16 protein-coding genes and 1 pseudogene are annotated in these 20485 nt (G+C 66.2%); 14 read left to right on the plus strand and 3 right to left on the minus strand.

The genetic code is table 11. The features are described from left to right. Window positions 1-42: 42 nt before the first annotated feature. Window positions 43-174: pseudogene (locus A5707_RS24245) on the plus strand (hypothetical protein); the annotation flags it as partial. A gap of 23 nt (window positions 175-197) precedes the next feature. Here A5707_RS24245 and A5707_RS00180 read toward each other — a convergent pair. Next, window positions 198-1748, minus strand: coding sequence for an MBL fold metallo-hydrolase (locus A5707_RS00180; RefSeq protein ID WP_065012516.1), 1551 nt, complete (start codon window positions 1746-1748; stop codon window positions 198-200). A gap of 217 nt (window positions 1749-1965) precedes the next feature. On the opposite strand from A5707_RS00180, the gene A5707_RS00185 reads away from it, so the two are divergent. From A5707_RS00185 to A5707_RS00200, 4 genes are all read left to right on the plus strand, one after another. Then, complete coding sequence (locus A5707_RS00185) at window positions 1966-2748, plus strand: lysophospholipid acyltransferase family protein (protein ID WP_065012517.1); 783 nt, start codon at window positions 1966-1968, stop codon at window positions 2746-2748. A gap of 4 nt (window positions 2749-2752) precedes the next feature. Further along, complete coding sequence (locus A5707_RS00190) at window positions 2753-3502, plus strand: lysophospholipid acyltransferase family protein (protein ID WP_065012518.1); 750 nt, start codon at window positions 2753-2755, stop codon at window positions 3500-3502. 61 nt (window positions 3503-3563) lie between these two features. After that, window positions 3564-4316 (plus strand): lysophospholipid acyltransferase family protein, encoded by a 753-nt coding sequence (locus A5707_RS00195; RefSeq protein WP_065012538.1) that lies wholly within the window; start codon window positions 3564-3566, stop codon window positions 4314-4316. A 31-nt stretch (window positions 4317-4347) separates the two neighbouring features. Next, window positions 4348-5163 (plus strand): Cof-type HAD-IIB family hydrolase, encoded by an 816-nt coding sequence (locus tag A5707_RS00200; protein WP_065012519.1) that lies wholly within the window; start codon window positions 4348-4350, stop codon window positions 5161-5163. Window positions 5164-5168: 5 nt separating this feature from the next. Here A5707_RS00200 and A5707_RS00205 read toward each other — a convergent pair whose 3' ends face one another. Further along, window positions 5169-6794, minus strand: coding sequence for an N-acetylmuramoyl-L-alanine amidase (locus A5707_RS00205; RefSeq protein WP_156657366.1), 1626 nt, complete (start codon window positions 6792-6794; stop codon window positions 5169-5171). 161 nt (window positions 6795-6955) lie between these two features. Then, entirely contained in the window at window positions 6956-7873 is a 918-nt protein-coding gene (locus tag A5707_RS00210; protein ID WP_065012539.1) for a hypothetical protein, read from the minus strand. 287 nt (window positions 7874-8160) lie between these two features. Here A5707_RS00210 and glf point away from each other — a divergent pair, with 287 nt between their 5' ends. The 9 genes from glf to fadD32 all read left to right on the plus strand — a co-directional run bounded on the left by glf (window position 8161) and on the right by fadD32 (window position 20477). Next, on the plus strand, window positions 8161-9354 hold the full coding sequence (gene glf, locus A5707_RS00215) for a UDP-galactopyranose mutase (protein ID WP_065012521.1): 1194 nt from the start codon (window positions 8161-8163) through the stop codon (window positions 9352-9354). Then, window positions 9351-11288 carry a glycosyltransferase gene (locus A5707_RS00220; protein ID WP_065012522.1) on the plus strand — a complete coding sequence of 646 codons (1938 nt, stop codon included), beginning with the start codon at window positions 9351-9353 and terminating at the stop codon, window positions 11286-11288. The genes glf and A5707_RS00220 overlap by 4 nt, the downstream gene beginning before the upstream one ends. Then, window positions 11281-11832: a phosphatase PAP2 family protein gene (locus tag A5707_RS00225; RefSeq protein ID WP_197495200.1), complete on the plus strand. Its 552-nt coding sequence runs from the start codon at window positions 11281-11283 to the stop codon at window positions 11830-11832. The genes A5707_RS00220 and A5707_RS00225 overlap by 8 nt, the downstream gene beginning before the upstream one ends. Continuing rightward, entirely contained in the window at window positions 11825-12739 is a 915-nt protein-coding gene (locus A5707_RS00230; RefSeq protein ID WP_065012523.1) for a decaprenyl-phosphate phosphoribosyltransferase, read from the plus strand. Before A5707_RS00225 ends, A5707_RS00230 begins: the two co-directional genes overlap by 8 nt. Beyond that, window positions 12700-14688, plus strand: coding sequence for a flagellar motor control protein ZomB (gene zomB, locus A5707_RS00235; RefSeq protein ID WP_331713106.1), 1989 nt, complete (start codon window positions 12700-12702; stop codon window positions 14686-14688). The genes A5707_RS00230 and zomB overlap by 40 nt, the downstream gene beginning before the upstream one ends. Before the next feature lie 331 nt (window positions 14689-15019). Continuing rightward, window positions 15020-16135, plus strand: coding sequence for a diacylglycerol acyltransferase/mycolyltransferase Ag85A (gene ag85A / locus A5707_RS00240; protein WP_065012524.1), 1116 nt, complete (start codon window positions 15020-15022; stop codon window positions 16133-16135). A gap of 143 nt (window positions 16136-16278) precedes the next feature. Further along, window positions 16279-17172, plus strand: a complete 894-nt coding sequence (locus A5707_RS00245; RefSeq protein ID WP_065012525.1) for an esterase family protein — start codon at window positions 16279-16281, stop codon at window positions 17170-17172. A gap of 116 nt (window positions 17173-17288) precedes the next feature. Then, window positions 17289-18311: a cutinase family protein gene (locus A5707_RS00250; RefSeq protein ID WP_065012526.1), complete on the plus strand. Its 1023-nt coding sequence runs from the start codon at window positions 17289-17291 to the stop codon at window positions 18309-18311. Window positions 18312-18581: 270 nt separating this feature from the next. After that, window positions 18582-20477 (plus strand): long-chain-fatty-acid--AMP ligase FadD32, encoded by a 1896-nt coding sequence (fadD32, locus tag A5707_RS00255; RefSeq protein ID WP_065012542.1) that lies wholly within the window; start codon window positions 18582-18584, stop codon window positions 20475-20477. The last annotated feature ends 8 nt before the right edge of the window (window positions 20478-20485 follow it).

Raw genomic sequence — 20485 nt, forward strand, 5'->3', positions numbered from 1 at the left:
CTGCCTCACCGCGCGCGGTCACGAGCTTCGGTGTGAGCGGCAGTGACGTCTCCGCAGCATTACGACGACGGCCTGGTCCAGTTGGACCGCACCGCGATCACCTTGCGGCGCTATCATTTTCCTTCGGGCACCTCGAAGGTCATTGCGCTAGACAGGATCCGCGGCTACCAGGCCGTCGTCGTAATGCTGCGGAGACGTCACTGCCGCTCACACCGAAGCTCGTGACCGCGCGCGGTGAGGCAGCGGCCGTTCTCCAGGTTCCACTGCCAGCCGTGCAGGTTACAGGTCAGGGTATTGCCTTCCACCACACCGAATTTAGACAAGTCGGCTTTCAGATGCGGGCAGCGTCGCTGCATCTGCCAGCCATCCAGGGTGATCGTCGCGGTGTCGTCGTGGGTCTCGGCGAACCAGCCGTCGGCGTAGGCGATCCGCTCATCGGTCAGGCATTTGAAGAACGTGTACAGGTATTCGTTGTAGCCACCAACCCGCCAGGCGCGAAACCGGGTGGACAAGAAGATCGTGTTGACCCAGTCGGGCTCGTCGTCGCGCAGCACAGTGCGGACCAATTCCGGCGGGATCGCGAACCCGTACCGGAACTTTTCCTCGGGAATGGGTTCCCGCACAGTGCGTTTGGGAAAGTCGACGACCACGGTCTCCGGGCCGAGTACCAACTCGACGGGATAACCGATACCGTCGCAGATTTCGTTACTGGCCAGCATGATCGGCTCGAACACACTGCGCAGCGGCTCCAGCAACGACTCGCCGGTAGCCGGTGCCCAACTTGCCTTCTCGGCAGCCAACACCGGCGCCATCCGTTCGGCATAGTCGGCGATATACGCCGCTTTGTCTGTGGTGAAGATCGCCTCGACCCGTTCGTCAGCCACCGGGTGTTGCAATGAGTTCAGCTGTACGCCAGAAAAATCGGCGGTGGAGCCGGGCATCATCAGCAGGCCCCGGTCGTGACCATGCGCCTTCATCTGGTCGAGGAACACCATCTGGTCGGGAAAGATATTGGCCGGGTCACCGCGGTCGTCGTTGAAATCGCGCAATTCGGGATCCAGAAAGCAGGGTGGGCCCGCTGATGGGATCACCCAGGTGGCGTCCACCTGTGCGATGTATGCGCGGGCACGGTCCATTTGGCGTTGTCGCTTCTGGGTGCCGAATGCCTCTTTGGCGCGGGCGGGCATGTCGTAGACCATCGGATACCAGATCGCGCCGGAGTACTGCAGCATGTGCACGTCGACATGGCCGAACTCCGAATGCAGCGCATCGAGGTCCACCGGCCGGGCGTCATTCATATTGAAGACTGTCGTGACACCATCCGAAACCACCAGCGCAGAGTCTCCGATCGGGCCGTCGGCCGGAGCGCGCAGGGCGATGACCATGACTTCCAGCTCGCCCTTTGGCCCGCTGACCTGATGCTTGACCGAATCGGTGGTTTCAAAGAACCGGTGAAATCCGAGCTTGGCCAGCTCGTCACGTAGGTCGGGCACCGGATAGTCGGGCAACAACACCACAGCGTCTTTGTTGACGTGGCGACTGAGCAGCCTGGCGTCGAAGTGGTCTTTGTGCAGGTGCGAGACGTAGAGGTAGTCGCAATCGCCCAGGACGTCCCAATCCAACCCTCTGTTGTCGGGGAACGGGAACCACGACCCGAAGTAGGCCGGGTTGACCCACGGGTCGCACAGGATGCTGCCCGCCTGCGTCTCGATCCGAAAGCCGGCATGACCGACGCTGGTGACCTGCACTAAACCCTTTCGACGAGCGGATGGTGCCGCCCCGAGCTTAGCGGCGATCGCAAGCGCGCGGAGCCGGGCGCTGGGGGCACCTCCCGCTTGCGGGGGACGGGTCGCCGCCCGACAACCAGCGGCGATCGCAAGCGCGGCGGAGCCGGGCGCAGCGGCGATCGGCGGTGTGTGGGCTGCCCGCGCACCCTCGCAGCGGCAAAACACTAGGGTTGGTGGGGTGGAACCGGTGTACGGGACTGTGATTCAGCTTGCCCGCTTGACGTGGCGATTGCAGGGGTTGCGGTTCACCGTCACCGGGGTGGAGCACCTGCCCGAGACCGGGGGGGCCGTTGTGGCCATCAACCACACCAGCTATTTCGACTTCACCTTCGCGGGTCTGCCCGCCTATAAGCAGCATCGTGGGCGCAAGGTGCGATTCATGGCCAAGCAGGAGGTGTTCGACCACCGGATGTCCGGGCCGATCATGCGCGGCTGCCGGCACATTCCGGTGGATCGCGAAAGTGGCGCCGCCTCCTTTGAGGCGGCGGTCGCCGCGTTGCGGGCCGGCGAGCTGGTCGGTGTCTACCCGGAGGCGACGATTAGCCGCAGCTTCGAGATCAAGGAGCTCAAGTCCGGTGCCGCCCGGATGGCCATTGCGGCCAATGTGCCGATCGTCCCGCACATCGTGTGGGGCGCCCAACGGATCTGGACCAAAGACCATCCCAAAAAGCTGCTGCGGCCAAAGGTGCCGATCACGGTGGCGGTCGGTGAACCGATCATGCCGACACTGCCGGCGCCGGACCTGACCGTGCTGCTGCATTCACGCATGCAGCACCTGCTGGAGCGGGTGCAAGACTCCTACGGTCCACATCCCGCGGGCGAATACTGGGTCCCGCACCGGCTGGGCGGCGGCGCACCCACGCTGGCAGAGGCCGCCCGGTTGGACGCTGAAGAAGCCTCGCGGCGTGCCGCTGCCAAGCCCGGCCGGCAGGCTTCCGATTCGGAGGCGGCACCGGAGTAGCTGCATGGAACCGGTATTCCGCACACTCGAGATCACCGCGAAAGCTCTGGTCAAGGCGGTGGGTAGCCCGATCACCTACCAGGGACTGGAGAACATTCCGCAGACCGGCGGTGCGGTAATCGCCATCAACCACACCAGCTACGTCGACTTCCTGCCGGCCGGCCTCGCGGTGCATTACCGCGGGCGGCGCATGCGGTACATGATCAAAGCCGAGATGCAGCGGGTGAAGTCGGTCAATTTCCTGATCAAGCACACCAAGACCATCCCGGTGGATCGCGGCGCGGGAGCCGATGCGTACGCGGTCGCCGTCCAACGGCTCCGTGAGGGCGAAGTGGTCGGGGTGTATCCGGAGGCCACGATCAGCCGCAGCTTCGAGCTCAAGGAATTCAAGACCGGTGCCGCCCGGATGGCGCTGGAGGCGCAGGTGCCGATCGTTCCGCTCGTGGTGTGGGGTGTCCAGCGGATCTGGACAAAAGACCAGCCCAGAAACCTCGGCCGCAAAAAGATCCCCATCACAGTGGCGGCCGGCCGGCCGCTGGTACCGAGCGGCGACATCGAGGCGCTCGAATCCGACTTGCGCGACGAGATGACTGCGGTGCTGCACCGAGTACAGGAGGACTATCCACATCCCGAGGGCGCGTACTGGGTGCCGCGGCGGCTGGGTGGTGGTGCCCCGACGTTGGCCGAAGCCCGGGTGCTCGAGGAGGCCGAACTGGCCGAGCGGGCGCGCAAGCGTGCGGAACCTGACCGATGAAACCGGCGAGCAGACCAGCCCGCTCGCGGTGCTTGCCCGCGGCGGGCTGAAGGAGGAAGCGATGGCAGAACCCTTTTTCCGGTTGATGGAAATGATCGTCCCGCCGGTGGTCGCCGCAAACGGAACCAAGATCACCTACCACGGGCTCGAGAACATCCCAGCCCGTGGCGGTGCCGTGATCGCCCTCAACCACACCAGCTACGTGGACTGGATGCCGGCGTCGCTGGCCGCACTCCAACGGCGACGTCGGCTGAGGTTCATGATCAAAGCCGAAATGCAGGATGTTCCGGCGGTCAACTACGTGATCCGCCACGCCAAGCTGATCCCGGTGGACCGCCGGCACGGCTCGGACGCCTACGCGGTGGCCGTGCAGGAACTGAAACGGGGCGAACTCGTCGGGCTGCATCCCGAGGCCACGATCAGCCGCAGCTTCGAACTCCGGCCGTTCAAGACCGGGGCGGCCCGGTTGGCGTTGGCCGCACAGGTGCCGATCATTCCGCTGATCGTCTGGGGCGCACACCGGATATGGCCCAAGGATCACCCAAAGAACCTGTTCCGCAACAAGATCCCGATCACCGTCACTGCGGGCACTCCGCTGGCGCCGTCAGGCGACGTCGACCAGCTCAACACCACACTGCGGAAAGTGATGAACACAATGCTCTACCGGGCGCAGGAGGACTACCCGCATCCGGAGGGGCAGTTCTGGGTGCCGCGACGACTGGGTGGCAGCGCACCGACACCGGAGCATTCCAAGCAGCTGCGGATAGCCGAACTGGTCGAGCGGGCACGCAAACAGGGCACGAGCCACCGGTGAGGCCCCATGCCGGGAAAGGCGGGATCCGCCCATGACCCTGCCGGCACTCATCGCCTGCGACGTGGACGGCACCCTGGTCGACAACGCAGACACCATCACCCCGCGGACGCGGGAGGCGGTGCATGCCGCCATCGCCGCCGGTGCGCAGTTCGTCTTGGCCACCGGACGTCCGCCGCGCTGGGTCAAACCGGTGGTCGATGCGCTGGGATTCGCCCCGATGGCCGTGTGCGCCAACGGCGCCGTCATCTACGACCCTGCGACAGACCGCGTGGTGTCGGCCCGCACCCTGTCCGTGGATCTGCTGGGTGAGCTGGCCGAGATCGCCACTCGCGCCATCCCGGGGGCTGGACTGGCCGTCGAGAGGATCGGCAGCCGGGCCCATGACACCGCGACCCCACAATTCATCAGCTCGCCAGGCTACGAGCACGCCTGGCTCAACCCCGACAACACCGAAGTGTCCATCGAGGATCTGCTCAGCGCGCCCGCCGTCAAATTGTTGATCCGCAAGGCCGGTGCCCGCAGCGAGGACATGGCAGCCGAACTGGCCAGCCACCTGCGCAGCGGGGGTGATATCACGTACTCCACCAACAATGGCCTGATCGAGATCGTCCCGCCCGGCATCAGCAAAGCCACCGGCATCGACGAGCTCGCTCGCCCACTGGGCATCACCGACGACGATGTGGTGGCTTTCGGGGATATGCCCAACGACGTGCCGATGCTGCTGCGTGCCGGCCACGGGGTCGCGATGGGTAACGCGCACCCCGAAGTCATGGCCGCCGCCAACGAGGTCACGGCGCCCAACACCGACGATGGCGTGGCGCGCGTATTGGAACGGTGGTGGCTGTAACCGGTCTAGCCGACCAGCGGCGAGAACCGCTCGAGTTGCACCGGCGGGCCGCCCGGCGACGCCGGCGGCAGTAGCTCGGCGACGCCGTCGATGACCCGGGTGATGCGGCCATCCTCCCGGTCGAAGTTCAACGTGCCGTGCTGGAAGTTCTGTTTGATCCACAGCGGTTCTTGAATCTCCGCGCTGGTCGGCAGACCTAGCGCGCCTCGCTCATAGCCCAGCGAGGCCCAGGCCTCGTAGATGGCGCCGGTGACCGGTTGCGCGCCGGTTTCCGGCGACCAGTACATGGCGCCGTGGTCGAAAGTCGCATAGCGCGCGGAGCCGGCGGCGACGGCTTCTGGCGACGTCGGGGCCCCCAACGCACCGTTCGCGCCGCCCATCTCCTGCCATCGGGCGTGGATTGCGCCGCCTTCCAGCGCTGCCGCCAAGTCAGCAGGCCCGGGCGGATCGTTGAACCGCGCAGCGGTATTGCGTATTTCGGGCATCAGCGGGTAGGCGAGGTGCCCCGGACAGTCGGTGTTGCTGACGTCGCGATGACTGAAGATGGTCGGCAGGGTGGGCGTCGCCCCGGCCGGGAAATGCGTGTTGGCCCCGCCGGCCGATGTCAGCGTCACCGTTCCCAACGGGTCGACGTGGTCCAGGCCGAGCCGCCAGCCGAGCAGTCTGCCGGTGGTGCGCAACTGAATCGGTGTCGGCGGCACGTCGTCGAAGTTGCCGATCATCGCCACGCCCCAGGTGCCGCGGTTGAAGCCACCGGTGTGATCGCCGGTCACCGGCCCGGTCAGCCCACCGGCCCGCCCCTCGAATACTTGCCCGTATTTGTCGACCAGCGCGTTGTAGGCGATGTCGCACCAGCCCAACATTCTGGTGTGGTACGCGTAGATCGCCTGGACGATCCGGGCCGAGTCCTCCGGCTCGTAATCGTTGCTCTCGGCGGTGTGGTGTACGACGCTTGCATGCAGCCGATCGTGGTACGGCGGGTTGTGGCATCGCACCACGTCGTCGGCGCCCCATTGCGAGCGGCCGATGACGTTGGGTGGCTGGCCCGGCGCGATGACCGCCGTCGGCGGCGTCCACTGCGGATCGGCGGGTGCCTGCGGCGGCGCGATCAGGATCGCGGAGAGATTTTGCGGCATCGGTTGTTCAGCCGTCGCCGGACGGTAACCGAGATCGGGCTTGACGGCCGTCGTACTTGGTGGCGGTGTGGTCACCGGCGCGCCGGCCGGTCGGCTGACCGCGATCTGCACGGTGGTTGTGGTGCCGACGAAAACCGGTTCGGTGCCGCGCGCGACATGCGGCGAGGCCCCGTCAGCGCCATCGGGCCCCAGCGTCTCGGTGTCATACCAGCGACCCCAGGAACCGTCTGCGTGCCTGGCGCGCACTCGTGCAGAGGTTCCGGTCAGGTCTCCGCCAGTGAGCGCCACCATCGAAAATGGTGTGCGCTGGCTGATTTCGCGGATCGTGACGCCGCCGCCGACGCCGACCAGTGGCTGCTGACTCAGGTGCGTGTCGCCCGGCCCCGACGGGTGATCCTCAGGATGCCGGGTCTGGGCCGCTGCCCACGGCAGGATGACAGCCGTTGTCGCGATCGCGGTGAACAGCATGCTCGGCGGACGGCGGCGGAGCGGCACGAGCCGATGTTACTTATGTGACCTATGTTGCTTGTGATGCGACACGGTCCCGGAGCCGACGAACTTAGCCCGCTTGGTAACGGCACCGCAGAGTCTTGCCGCGAACGCGGAGCTCACTCTGCGGTGCCGTCAGGGGGCAGGTCCTTAGCCTCTGAACTCCGTTAAGGAGTTGGCGCTGGCACTGCGGCGGCCGGTGCGGCAGCGGCGGCAGCCGGCGCGGCGCCCTGCATCGCCTGGCTGATCGATGGCATCACCAGTCCCTTGATCAGGTCGATGGCCTGGCTGGCGCCCAACTGGTTGGCGGCGCTCATCATGTCGTTGACGATGCCGCCGCTACCGCCCGATGCGGCCGCCGGCGCGGCGCCCAACGACGGATCGCCGAGGATCGGGTATGTGCCGCCGAGGCCCGGATCTAATCCGACCGGTGCGCTGATCGGCACCTCTCCAGGTGTGGTCAGCCCCGGTAGCGTGGCGTCCGGGCTGGTCAACGACGGATCGATACCCGCGGGACTGGTCAGCCCGGGCGTCAAACCGGCCGGGTTGGTCAGCCCCGGAGTCGTCAGGGCGGGGTTGGTCAGACTCGGATCGGTCAGGCCCGGCGTGGTCAGACCCGGGGTTGCACCCGGCGCCGTCAGACCCGGCGTGGTCAGACCCGGGGTTGCACCCGGCGCCGTCAGACCCGGGGTAGTCAGACCCGGAGTCGCACCCGGCGCGGTCAGGCCCGGCGTAGTCAAACCGGGGCTGGTCAAGCCGGGGCTGGTCAAGCCGGGACTGGTCAACCCAGGACTGGTCAGGCCGGGGCTCGTCAGGCCCGGTGAGACCGCCGCGGGACTACCGCCCAAGCTCGGCACCGGCGGCATATTGATCCCGAACTGTGAAAGCCCTTGGGTCAGGGCTGACATCAACTCGTTGGGCAGATCCGTCATGACAGCCGCCTGCACGAACTCGTGATGCTCGGGCGCCGCCTTGGAATCGGCCGCTAATTGGCAGACAGTGACATAAGCAATAGGACTTGCGACCGCCAGAGCGGCGACTGCGCTCATAGCCGTCGAGAGCCTGCGTCGACGTCGGTTCGGCACGGAAGTCTCCTCAATCTGGACTGCATGGTCGTCGGTGTCATGCCCGTGAAGTGCGACATGGAGCCTGAACATCAGGCCACGTGATCGATGGTACGGATGTGACTAGTGGGATTAGTGTGGCGATATCGAATCGTGAACCAATCGCGACATTCGTCACCTCAGGGGCGCTGTTTGGCCATCTGGGGCTTGCTATTGCGCTCGGCGCTCGACGAATATCGCCTTCAACTCGGCTCTCCCGGTGGCGCGTAGCGGGCTGGGGCCGCGCAGTCGGATACCCTAGGCAACCGATGACTTCTCGTTTCGACCTCTTTGTCGTCGGCTCCGGGTTCTTCGGCCTGACGATTGCCGAGCGTGTGGCCACCCAACTCGACAAGCGCGTCTTGGTCGTCGAGAAACGCCCACATATCGGCGGCAACGCCTACTCCGAACCGGAGTCGCAGACTGGCATCGAGGTGCACAAGTACGGCGCACACCTGTTCCACACGTCCAACAAGCGGGTGTGGGACTACGTCCGGCAGTTCACCGAGTTCACCGGTTACCAGCACCGGGTGTTCGCGTTGCACGACGGCCAGGCCTACCAGTTCCCGATGGGCCTGGGCCTGGTCTCCCAGTTCTTCGGCCGTTACTTCACCCCTGACCAGGCGCGTGAGCTGATCGCGCAGCAAGCCGCCGAAATCGACACCGCCGACGCGCAGAACCTCGAGGAAAAGGCGATCTCGTTGATCGGGCGCCCGCTTTACGAGGCCTTCGTCAAGGGCTATACCGCCAAGCAGTGGCAAACCGATCCCAAGGAGCTGCCCGCGGCCAACATCACCCGCTTGCCGGTGCGCTATACCTTCGACAACCGCTACTTCAACGACACCTATGAGGGGCTGCCAGTCGACGGCTACACCGCGTGGCTGCAAACCATGGCCGCCGACGAGCGCATCGAGGTGCGCCTGGACACTGACTGGTTCGACGTCCGCGACGAGTTGCGCGCTGCCAACCCGGAGGCGCCGGTCGTCTACACCGGACCACTGGACCGCTACTTCGACTACGCCGAGGGCCACTTAGGTTGGCGCACATTAGATTTCGAGGTCGAGGTACTGCCGACCGGAGATTTCCAGGGCACGCCGGTAATGAACTACAACGATCTGGACGTGCCGTACACGCGTATCCACGAATTCCGCCACTTCCATCCAGAGCGCGACTACCCGACCGACAAGACGGTGATTATGCGGGAGTACTCGCGGTTCGCGGACGACGACGACGAGCCCTACTATCCGATCAACACCGAGGCCGATCGCGCCCTGCTGACCGCGTATCGCGCCAGGGCCAAAGCCGAGACTGCTTCGTCGAAAGTGCTTTTCGGCGGGCGGCTGGGCACCTACCAATATCTGGACATGCACATGGCCATTGCCAGCGCGCTGAACATGTACGACAACGTTCTTGCGCCGCACCTGCGTGACGGCCTGCCGTTACAGGAAAGCATCCGCGGATGAGTGAACAAGCCGTGAGCCTACTGGCCCGTATCATCTTGCCGCGCCCGGGCGAACCGCTCGACGTGCGCAAGCTCTACCTGGAGGAGTCGACGACCAACGCGCGGCGCGCACACGCGGCGACGCGCACCTCGCTGCAGATCGGCAGCGAGTCCCAGGTGTCGTTCGCCAGCTATTTCAACGCTTTTCCGGCCAGCTACTGGCGGCGCTGGACGACGCTGACGTCGGTGGTGCTACGCGCTGAGCTGACCGGCGCTGGGCGCGTCGACATGTATCGGACCAAGGCCACCGGAGCCCGGATTTTCGTCGAGGGACGCGGATTTACCAGCGGCGCAGACCAGCCGGCGGTGCTCGAATTCGAGATCGGTCTGCAGCCCTTCGAGGACGGCGGCTGGGTCTGGTTCGACATCACCACCGACAGCGAAGTCACGCTGCACAACGCCGGCTGGTATGCACCGATGGCGGCGCCGGGCGTGGCCAACATCGCAGTCGGTATCCCGACTTTCAACCGGCCCGCCGACTGCGTCAACGCGCTGCGCGAACTCACCTCGGATCCGTTGGTAGACAACGTTATCGGCGCCGTGATCGTGCCTGACCAAGGCACTGCGAAGGTGCGCGACCACCCGGATTTCGCCGAGGCTGCCGCCGCACTGGGCAACCGGCTTTCGATCCATGACCAGCCCAACCTGGGTGGGTCTGGCGGATACAGCCGGGTGATGTACGAGGCGCTGAAGAACACTGACTGTCAGCAGATCCTGTTCATGGACGATGACATCCGCATCGAACCCGACACCATCTTGCGGGTCCTGGCGCTGCACCGCTTCGCCAAGTCGCCGATGTTGGTGGGCGGCCAGATGCTCAATCTGCAAGAGCCGTCCCACCTGCACATCATGGGTGAGGTCGTCGACCGGTCGAAGTTCATGTGGACCGCGGCGCCGCACGCGGAATATGACCACGACTTCGCCGAATATGCCTTGAGCGACAAGAACATTCGCAGCAATCTGCTGCACCGACGCATCGACGCCGACTTCAACGGCTGGTGGACGTGCATGATCCCGCGGCAGGTCGCCGAAGAACTGGGCCAACCGTTGCCGCTTTTCATCAAATGGGACGACGCCGACTACGGCTTGCGGGCCGCCGAGCACGGATACCCCACCGCCACGTTGCCCGGCGCCGCGATCTGGCACATGGCGTGGAGCGACAAGGACGACGCCATCGACTGGCAGGCCTACTTCCATCTGCGTAACCGATTGGTGGTCGCGGCCATGCACTGGGACGGCGACATCATCGGACTGTTGCGCAGCCACCTGAAAGCAACACTGAAACACCTTGCCTGCCTGGAATACTCGACGGTCGCGATTCAGAACAAGGCGATCGACGACTTTCTGGCCGGCCCAGAGCACATCTTCTCGATCCTGGAATCCGCGCTACCGGACGTGCACCGCCTGCGTAAGGCCTATCCGGATGCAGTGGTGTTGCCGGCGGCCAGCGAATTGCCGGCGCCGTCACGCAAGAACACTCATATGAAACCGCCGGTGAACCCCCTGGCGATCAGCTATCGACTGGCCCGCGGAACGCTGCACAACCTCACCAAGGCCGACCCCCGTCACCACCAGCGTCCGCAGCTGAACGTGCCGACCCAAGACGCGCGGTGGTTCAAGCTGTGCACACTCGACGGCGCCACCGTCACAACCGCCGACGGGCGCGGCGTGGTCTACCGTCAGCGCGACCGGGCCAAGATGTTCAGTTTGCTGTGGCAGTCGCTGCGCCGTCAGCGCCGGCTGGCCAGTCGGTTCGACGAGATGCGCCGCGTCTACCGCGAAGCCTTGCCGGTGCTGACCAGCAAGCAGAAGTGGGAGACGGTGCTGTTCGCCGCCAGCGGGCCGTCCCCCCAGGCCCCCAAACACGCGGCAGGCAGCGTGCCCCGCGATGGCTGACCTCGTGGCTGACACGGCCGCGCCGCGTGGCGAACTGGCCGTCTTGGTGGCCGTCCAATCGATGTTGGCCGATCAGCCGGGGATGCTGAGCGCGGCGCGAGGACTGTCCCATTTCGGTGAGCACAGCATCGGCTGGCTGGCCGTCTCAGCGCTCGGCGCCGTCCTGCAGCCGCAGCGGCGGCGAGCATGGCTGCGGGTGGGGGCCGGGGCCTTCGCCGCGCACGCGGCGGCGGTCCTGATCAAGCGGCTGGCACGACGCACCCGCCCGGATCATCCGGCGGTCGCGGTGAACGTCGGCACCCCGAGCCGGCTGAGCTTCCCGTCCGCGCACGCCACATCCACCACGGCGGCGGCCATCCTGCTGGCCCGCGCCACCGGCTCGCCGCTACCGGCCTTGCTGGTGCCACCGATGGCGTTGTCGCGGATGCTTCTGGGGGTGCACTATCCCAGCGACGTGGCCGTCGGCGTGGGTGTCGGCGCCGCCGTCGCAGCGGTCGCGATGCGAGTCGACGGCCGGCTCAAAGGTGGGGTGCCCAATGAGTGAGGACGTGGTGCCCGTGACCGGGCCTCCGGCCAACCTGATCGTCGGCGTCGTCAAGGCGATCCGCCCGCGGCAATGGGTGAAGAACATCTTGGTGCTGGCGGCGCCGGTGGCCGCCTTGGGCACCGACGTCCACTATGACTACGCCGAGGTGGCGCGCCAGGAGGCCGTCGCATTCGTGGTGTTCTGCTTGGCGGCCTCGTCGGTCTACCTGATCAACGACGTCCGCGATGTCGAGGCCGACCGCGAGCATCCGACCAAGCGGTTCCGGCCGATCGCCGCCGGTGTGGTGCCCGAGTGGCTGGCCTACGTCATCGCCGCGATACTCGGTACGGCTTCGCTGGCGATCGCTTGGTGGCAGGCCCCGAACCTGGCCGTGGTGATGGCGGTCTACATCGGCATGCAGTTGGCGTATTGCTTCGGGCTCAAGCACCAAGCCGTGATCGACCTCTGCATCGTCTCCTCGGCGTATCTGATCCGCGCCATTGCCGGCGGCGCGGCAGCCGATATCTATCTGTCGCAATGGTTTTTGCTGATGGCGGCGTTCGGGTCGCTGTTCATGGTGGCGGGCAAGCGCTATGCCGAACTGCAGTTGGCCGAGCGCACGGGTGCCAAAATCCGCAAATCGCTGGAGAGCTATACCAGCACCTATCTGCGGTTCGTGTGGACGATGTCGGCGACCGCGCTGGTGGTGTGTTACGGGCTGTGGGCGTTCGAGCGCGACCGCTACTCGGGCACCTGGTTCGCAGTGTCGATGGTCCCGTTCACGATCGCGGTGCTGCGCTATGCCGTCGACGTCGACGGGGGGCTGGCCGGGGAACCCGAAGATATCGCGTTGCGCGATCGGGTGTTACAGCTGCTTGCGCTGGCGTGGATCGGAACCGTTGGTGCCGCTGTTGCGTTCGGCTAGCGCCGCCCCCGTCTCGTCTCGCCGGCCGGCCGGCGTTTCCCTACGACACGACGGTACGAGTCAGCCTGTGGGTGAGCGTCGCCGTGGTGACCGTGCTGTTCGGCTGGGGAGCCTGGCAGCGGCGGTGGATCGCCGACGACGGGCTGATCGTGTTGCGCACGGTGCGCAACCTGCTGGCGGGCAACGGACCGGTGTTCAACGCGGGCGAGCGGGTCGAGGCCAACACTTCAGTGGTGTGGACCTACCTGGTCTATGCGGGAAGCTGGCTGGCCGGGCCGATGCGGATGGAATACGTGGCGCTGACGCTGGCGCTGACGCTGAGCCTGCTGGGCATGGCGCTGCTGATGCTGGGAACGGGCCGGCTGTATGCGCCGAGCCTGCTCGGCCGACGAGCGGTGATGCTGCCGGCCGGTGCCCTGGTCTACATCGCGATACCTCCGGCGCGCGATTTCGCCACGTCCGGGCTGGAAAGCGGGCTGGTGCTGGCCTATCTGGGGCTGCTGTGGTGGCTGATGGTCTGCTGGTCACAGGCGCTGCGGTCACACCCCCCGGGCCGCGTTTTCGTCGGCGTCCTGGCGTTCGTTGCGGGCCTCAGCGTCCTGGTCCGGCCCGAGCTGGCGCTCATCGGCGGCCTGGCGTTGATCATGATGCTGGTGGCCTCGCAGGGCTGGCGACGGCGGTTACTGATCGTGGTGGCCGGGGGGCTGCTTCCGGTGGCCTACCAGATCTTCCGGATGGGCTACTACGCGCTGCTGTTTCCCGGCACCGCGCTGGCCAAAGACGCAGCCGGCGACAAATGGCCGCAGGGCCTGATTTATCTGTCCAATTTCAACCAGCCCTACGCGCTGTGGGTCCCCGCTCTGCTGTTGCTGGCACTGGGTCTGCTGCTGTTGACCACCCGCGGTCGGCCCTGGTGGGTTCGGCATGCACCGCCGCCGGGCTACGGGAGGCTGGCGCGCACCGTGCAAAGCCCGGCCGGCGTCGTGGCCTTCATCATGTTCAGCGGGTTGCTGCAGGCGTTGTACTGGATCCGGCAGGGCGGTGACTTCATGCACGGCCGGGTGCTGCTGGTGCCGGTGATTTGTCTGCTGGCGCCGGTGGCCGTGGTCCCGGTGATGTTTCCCGACGGCACGAAGTTCTCCCGGGAGACCGGTTATTGGCTGGCCGGCGCGATCAGCGCGCTGTGGCTGGCGATTGCCGGCTGGTCGCTGTGGGCGGCGAACTCGCCGGGAATGGGCGACGACGCCACCCGGGTCACCTACTCCGGCATCGTCGACGAACGCCGGTTCTACGCGCAGGCCACCGGGCATGCGCATCCGCTGACCGCCGCTGACTACCTGGACTATCCGCGGATGCGGGCGGTGCTGGTGGCGCTCAACAACACCCCGGAAGGCGCGTTGCTGCTGCCCTCCGGCGACTACGACCGGTGGGACCTGGTGCCGCCGATCCCGCCGTCGACAACCGGGGCCTCGCCGGGATCAGCGCAAAAGGGCCCGCACGCCGTGTTTTTCACCAACCTCGGCATGTTGAGCATGAACGTCGGCCTGGACATCCGGGTGCTCGACCAGATCGGATTGGCCAATCCGCTGGCTGCCCATACCTCGCGGTTGCAGTACGGCCGCATCGGCCACGACAAGAACCTGTTCCCGGACTGGGTGATCGCCGACGGGCCGTGGGTCAAGTGGTATCCGGGCGTTCCGGGATACCTGGATGCCCAGTGGGTCACCCAGGCCGAGGCCGCACTGCGCTGCCCAGCGACCCAGGCGGTGCTGAATTCGGTGCGCAGTCCGATGGGCCCGCGCCGGTTCCTGTCCAACTTCGTGCACGCCTACGAGTTCACCAAGTATCGGATCGACCGGGTCCCGCGCTACGAACTGCTCAGGTGTGGGCTCGAGGTGCCCGAATCCGGCGCCGCCCCCTACACCGGGCTACCGGCGACGGGCCCGTGAGCCCCGGCGTGAGCGCTGCCCGGCGGGCACTCCGCAGAAAAATTTCACCCCTCGCGTCCCGCGGCGGCACCACAACAGTGTTGCCGCCGACAGCAACGCCGGATGAGACTGCTCACCGGCGGGAAATCCCTCGTCGGCACATTCATTACGCCGCCGGAACCCGCCCATTCTCGGCGCCAAAAGGCGCGCGGTCGCGGGCTTTCGCGCCGCTCTCGATGAGAGAGTTCGCACCAAGATGTGGTTGACTACACGAGCACTGTTGCACCTAGCGCATATCTAGCGCATGCAGTTCGACCCGAATATGGGCCAACCAAGGATGAGGAAAGCACGGATGAAGCTTGTTGACAGACTTCGCGGCGCGGTCAAGGGGATGCCGCGCCGCCTCGTTGTCGGCGCCGCCGGGGCAGCGCTGCTGCCGGGGCTGATCGGCGTCGTCGGCAGCTCCGCGACCGCGGGGGCGTTCTCCCGGCCGGGTCTGCCGGTCGATTACCTGCAGGTGCCGTCGGCAGCGATGGGTCGCGAGATCAAGGTCCAGTTCCAGAGCGGCGGAGCCAACTCTCCGGCGATCTACCTGCTCGACGGCATGCGCGCGCGGGACGACTTCAACGGCTGGGACATCGAGACCCCGGCCTTTGAGTGGTACTACCAGTCCGGCTTGTCGGTGGTCATGCCCGTCGGCGGGCAGTCCAGCTTCTACACCGACTGGTACAAGCCAGCCTGCGGTAAGGCCGGCTGCACGACCTACAAGTGGGAAACCTTCCTGACCAGCGAGCTGCCGCAGTACCTGCAGGCCAACCAGCAGGTCAAGCCCAACGGCGGTGCCGCGATCGGCCTGTCGATGGCCGGCTCGTCGGCATTGACCCTCGCGGCCTACCACCCGGATCAGTTCATCTACGCCGGCTCGATGTCGGCGCTGCTGGACCCGTCTCAGGGGATGGGGCCGTCGCTGATCAACCTGGCCATGGGTGACGCCGGCGGTTACAAGGCGGCCGACATGTGGGGCCCCAAGGAGGACCCGGCATGGCAGCGCAACGACCCGCTGCTGAACGTCGGCAAGATCGTCGCGAACAACACGCGGGTGTGGATCTACTGCGGTAACGGCAAGCCGTCGGAGCTGGGTGGCGACAACCTGCCGGCCAAGTTCCTCGAGGGTTTTGTGCGGACCAGCAACATCAAATACCAGGACGCCTACAACGCCGCCGGGGGCCACAACGCCACGTTCAACTTCCCGGAGAACGGCACGCACAGCTGGGAGTACTGGGGCCAGCAGCTCAACGCGATGAAGCCCGACCTGCAGCGCGTACTGGGCGCAACGCCTGGCGGTGGTGGCAGCACCACCGAGAGCGCGCCTCAGGGCACCGCGTCCAGCGCGTCCAGCCAGGGCACCCCGGCCAGCCAGGGCGGCAGCGGCGGCACGCCGGTTGCTGCGCAGGGCAGCCACGGCTAGGCGCTCATCATCACCGCTGACGGCGGCGACCTTCGGGTCGCCGCCGTTAGTCGTTTCCGGCCCTCCCGTCGCATCCGGTGTGGTTCACTACCTTGCGGGACGGGGCTGCGCGGGGTTGGTGGAGCGACACGAGTGAGGTGGACATGAGGGGCCTGTCGATGCTGCTGCGGATGCTGTTCGCTGCCGTGCTTACCGTCGCATTGGGCGGTATCACCGCGGCGCACCTCGGCTCGGCGCATGCGGCGGGTGTCGAAAATCTCATGGTGCCGTCGGCCGCGATGGGCCGCGACATCCCGGTGAGCTTCATAGCCGGCGGCCCGCACGCCGTGTACCTGCTGGACGCCTTCGACGCCGCCCCAGACGTCAGCAACTGGATGAACGCGGGAAACGCGGCGAACACCCTGTCGGGCAAGGGCATCTCGGTGGTCGCGCCGGCGGGCGGCGCCTACAGCATGTACACCAACTGGGAACAGGACGGTAGCAAGCAGTGGGACACCTTCTTGTCCAGTGAGCTGCCGGACTGGCTGGCCGCCAACAAAGGCCTGGCCCCCGGGGGCCATGCGGCCGTCGGCGCCTCACAGGGCGGATACGGCGCGATGGCGCTGGCCTGCTTCCACCCCGACCGGTTCGGTTACGCCGGGTCGTTGTCGGGTTTCCTCTACCCGTCGCACACCACGATCGGCGGTTCCATCATCGCCGGCATGCAGCAATTCGGCGGTGTCGATCCCTACGGAATGTGGGGCGCGCCCCAGCTGGGCCGGTGGAAGTGGCACGACCCGTATGTGCACGCCTCGATGCTGGCGCAGAACAACAGCCGGATCTGGGTGTACAACCCGATGGGCGGAGCCAGCAATCCGGCCGCAATGATCGGTCAGGCGGAGCAAGCCACCGGTAGCGGCCGGTTCTTCTACCAGATGTATCGCAACGACGGCGGCCACAACGGGCACTTCGATTTCCCGGGCGGGGACAACGGCTGGGGTTCGTGGAGTGCGCAGCTGGCGGCGATGTCCGGCGACATCGTCGGCGCGATTCGCTAATCGCGGCCGACGGCCCACAGGGTCGGAGCCGGTAACCCGGTACCGTAAAGCAGGGTGCGACGGCCACTTGCACGGCACGTCGACCGGGCAACCGACCGACTCTGCTAGCAGGAGACATGGCTGTTAAAAAGGCTGCGAACTCGCGGCGCAAGCGCCACCGCATCCTGGCCTTGATCGCGGCCGCCGCGACGGCACTTGTCGTGGCCCTGGTGCTGGTGTTCGTGGTGATGTATCTGCGCAACCCGGAGTCCCCGCCCAGCGCGGTGCCACCCAGCATCGTGCCGCCGTCCAGCGGGTCGGCACATCCGAAGAAGCCGCGACCGGCCTTCCAAGACGCCAACTGCCCCGATGTGCAGTTGATCTCGATTCCCGGCACCTGGGAGTCGTCGTTGCAGCTCAACCCGCTCAACCCGGTCGACTTCCCGAAGGCCTTGCTGCTCAACGTCACCCGTCCGATCAGCGAGCAGTTCGACGCCAGCCGCGTCGAGGTGTACACGGTTCCCTACACCGCGCAGTTCCACAATCCGCTGTCGGGCGACAACCAGATCTCCTACAACGACAGCCGGGCCGAGGGCACCCGGGCGGCCGTCAAGGCGATGACCGACATGTCCGACAAGTGCCCACTGACCAGCTATGTGCTGATCGGCTTCTCGCAAGGGGCGGTGATCGCCGGCGACATCGCCAGTGACGTCGGCAACGGGCGCGGCCCCGTCGACGAAGACCTGGTGCTCGGTGTGACGTTGATCGCTGACGGGCGCCGCCAGCAGGACGTCGGCCAGGACGTCGGTCCCAATCCGCCGGGCCAGGGTGCCGAGATCACCCTGCACGAGGTGCCGGTGCTGTCGACCATGGGCTTGACGATGACCGGTGAACGGCCCGGCGGTTTCGGTGACCTCAACGGCCGAACCAACGAAATCTGCGGCCAGGGCGACCTGATCTGCGCGGCCCCGCAAGAAGCATTCAGCATCGTCAACCTGCCGAGCACGCTGGACACCTTGGCCGGCGGCGCCGGCCAGCCCGTCCATGCGCTGTATGCCACCACCCAGTTCTGGAACGTCGACGGGCAGTCGGCCACCGAATGGACCTTGAACTGGGCCCGCAATCTCATCGAGAACGCGCCGCATCCCAAACACGGGTAACGGTTACGTCAAGCGGTACGTTCGGATTTGGTTCGCAGCGCACCGCCCCTTAACATTAAGAGAAAATTAAGAGAGCTGAGGTTGGTCTGCTGGGTCGACGCGATGCCGGTCGCCCTGCGCGTTTTCTGTACCATCTGTGAGGTTTGGGGTTCGGCAATTTGGCGCAGGTGACACGCGCGACGTCCCGCTGGTCGACTCTGACGCGCCCTCAGCAGAACTCACATACTTGACCCGAGACATGTGGTGACAGGAGAAGCGGCAATGGCCCATGTGGGATACCACAACCCGTTCATTGTGGACGGCAAGATCCGGTTTCCGGAAAACACCGACCTCGTCAGGCACGTGGAGCGCTGGGCGTCGGTGCGTGGTGAACAGCTTGCCTACCGTTTCCTGGACTACTCCACCGAACGCGACGGGATCGCGCGCGAGATGTCATGGGCCGAGTTCGGCGCCCGTAACCGCGCGGTGGGTGCCCGGCTGCAACAGGTCAACCAGCCCGGTGACCGTGTCGCCATCCTGTGCCCGCAGAACCTGCACTACCTTGTCGCCTTTTTCGGCACGCTGTATGCCGGCCAAATTGCGGTGCCACTCTTCGACCCGGCCGAGCCGGGCCACGTCGGCCGGCTACACGCGGTGCTCGATGACTGCAGTCCGTCGGCGATCCTGACCACCAGCGACTCCGCCGAGGGCGTTCGCAAGTTCTTTCGCAGCCGTCCAGCCAAGGATCGGCCCCGTGTCATCGCGGTCGACGCGGTGCCCGTCGACGTCGGCTCCACGTGGGAGCCGGTACCCGTCACCCAGGACACCACCGCCTACCTGCAGTACACCTCGGGCTCCACGCGCATGCCGACCGGCGTTCAGATCACGCAGCTGAACCTGCCCACCAACGTGGTCCAGGTGATCCACGCCCTGGAGGGCAAGGAAGGTGACCGCGGGGTCAGCTGGTTGCCGTTCTTCCATGACATGGGCCTGGTTACCGCTTTGCTGTCAACGGTGGTGGGCTACAGCTTCACTTTCATGACGCCCGCCGCGTTCGTGCGCCGGCCCGGCCGCTGGATCCGCGAGCTGGCGCGCAAGCCCGATGACACCGGCCAGACGATCTCGGCCGCGCCGAACTTCGCGTTCGAACACGCCGCTCTGCGCGGGCTGCCCAAAGAGGACGAACCGCCGCTGGACCTGAGCAACGTCAGGTCGATCCTCAACGGCAGTGAGCCGGTGTCGGCGGCCTCGCTGCGCAAGTTCAACGAGGCGTTCGGACCGTACGGCTTCCCGGAGACGGCGATCAAACCGTCCTACGGCCTGGCCGAGGCAACGCTGTTCGTGTCGACCACCCCAATGGACAAAGCGCCCAAGATCATTCACGTCGACCGGTCGGCGCTGAACAACGAAAACAAGTTCGCTGAGGTCGCCCCGGACGCACCGAACGGTGTCGCGCAGGTCTCCGCCGGCAAGGTCGGAGTCGACGAATGGGCGGTGATCGTCGACGCCGAAACGGCCACCGAACTGCCCGACGGCCAGGTCGGCGAGATCTGGCTGCACGGCAAGAACATGGGGCTGGGCTACTGGAATCGGGAAGAGGAGACCCGGGAGACGTTCAAGAACGTCCTCAAGTCGCGGACCAGCCCGTCGCGCGCCGAAGGCGCCCCCGACGACGGGACCTGGGTGCGCACCGGCGACTACGGCACCTACTACCAGGACGAGCTGTACATCACCGGACGGGTGAAGGACCTGGTCATCATCGACGGTCGCAACCACTATCCGCAGGACCTGGAGTATTCGGCGCAAGAGGCCAGCCGGGCCGTGCGGACCGGTTACGTGGCCGCCTTCTCGGTGCCGGCAAACCAGCTGCCCACCGAGGTGTTCGACGACCCGCACGCCGGCCTGAAGTACGACCCGGAAGACACCTCTGAGCAGTTGGTGATCGTCGCCGAACGCGCTGCCGGCACCCACAAACTCGACCACCAGCCGATCGCCGACGACATCCGGGCGGCGATCGCCGTGCGGCACGGTGTGACCGTGCGTGATGTGCTGCTTGTGCAGGCCGGCTCGGTTCCGCGTACGTCCAGCGGCAAGATCGGCCGCCGCGCCTGTCGCACCGCGTACCTCGACGGCAGCCTGCGTAGCGGCGTCGCATCGCCGAACGCCTTCCCCGACCAGGCTGACTGACTCGACGA

The organism is Mycobacterium kyorinense (assembly GCF_001672775.1).
GTDB lineage: Bacteria > Actinomycetota > Actinomycetes > Mycobacteriales > Mycobacteriaceae > Mycobacterium > Mycobacterium kyorinense_A.

Excerpts from the sequence above, each read along its gene's own strand:
- A5707_RS00230 (WP_065012523.1), top strand. The coding sequence starts at position 11,825 with ATGAGTGAGGACGTGGTGCCCGTGACCGGGCCTCCGGCCAACCTGATC.
- A5707_RS00225 (WP_197495200.1), top strand. The coding sequence starts at position 11,281 with ATGGCTGACCTCGTGGCTGACACGGCCGCGCCGCGTGGCGAACTGGCC.
- A5707_RS00195 (WP_065012538.1), top strand. The coding sequence starts at position 3,564 with ATGGCAGAACCCTTTTTCCGGTTGATGGAAATGATCGTCCCGCCGGTG.
- A5707_RS00200 (WP_065012519.1), top strand. The coding sequence starts at position 4,348 with ATGACCCTGCCGGCACTCATCGCCTGCGACGTGGACGGCACCCTGGTC.
- ag85A (WP_065012524.1), top strand. The coding sequence starts at position 15,020 with ATGAAGCTTGTTGACAGACTTCGCGGCGCGGTCAAGGGGATGCCGCGC.
- A5707_RS00220 (WP_065012522.1), top strand. The coding sequence starts at position 9,351 with ATGAGTGAACAAGCCGTGAGCCTACTGGCCCGTATCATCTTGCCGCGC.
- A5707_RS00250 (WP_065012526.1), top strand. The coding sequence starts at position 17,289 with ATGGCTGTTAAAAAGGCTGCGAACTCGCGGCGCAAGCGCCACCGCATC.
- A5707_RS00190 (WP_065012518.1), top strand. The coding sequence starts at position 2,753 with ATGGAACCGGTATTCCGCACACTCGAGATCACCGCGAAAGCTCTGGTC.
- glf (WP_065012521.1), top strand. The coding sequence starts at position 8,161 with ATGACTTCTCGTTTCGACCTCTTTGTCGTCGGCTCCGGGTTCTTCGGC.
- A5707_RS00245 (WP_065012525.1), top strand. The coding sequence starts at position 16,279 with ATGAGGGGCCTGTCGATGCTGCTGCGGATGCTGTTCGCTGCCGTGCTT.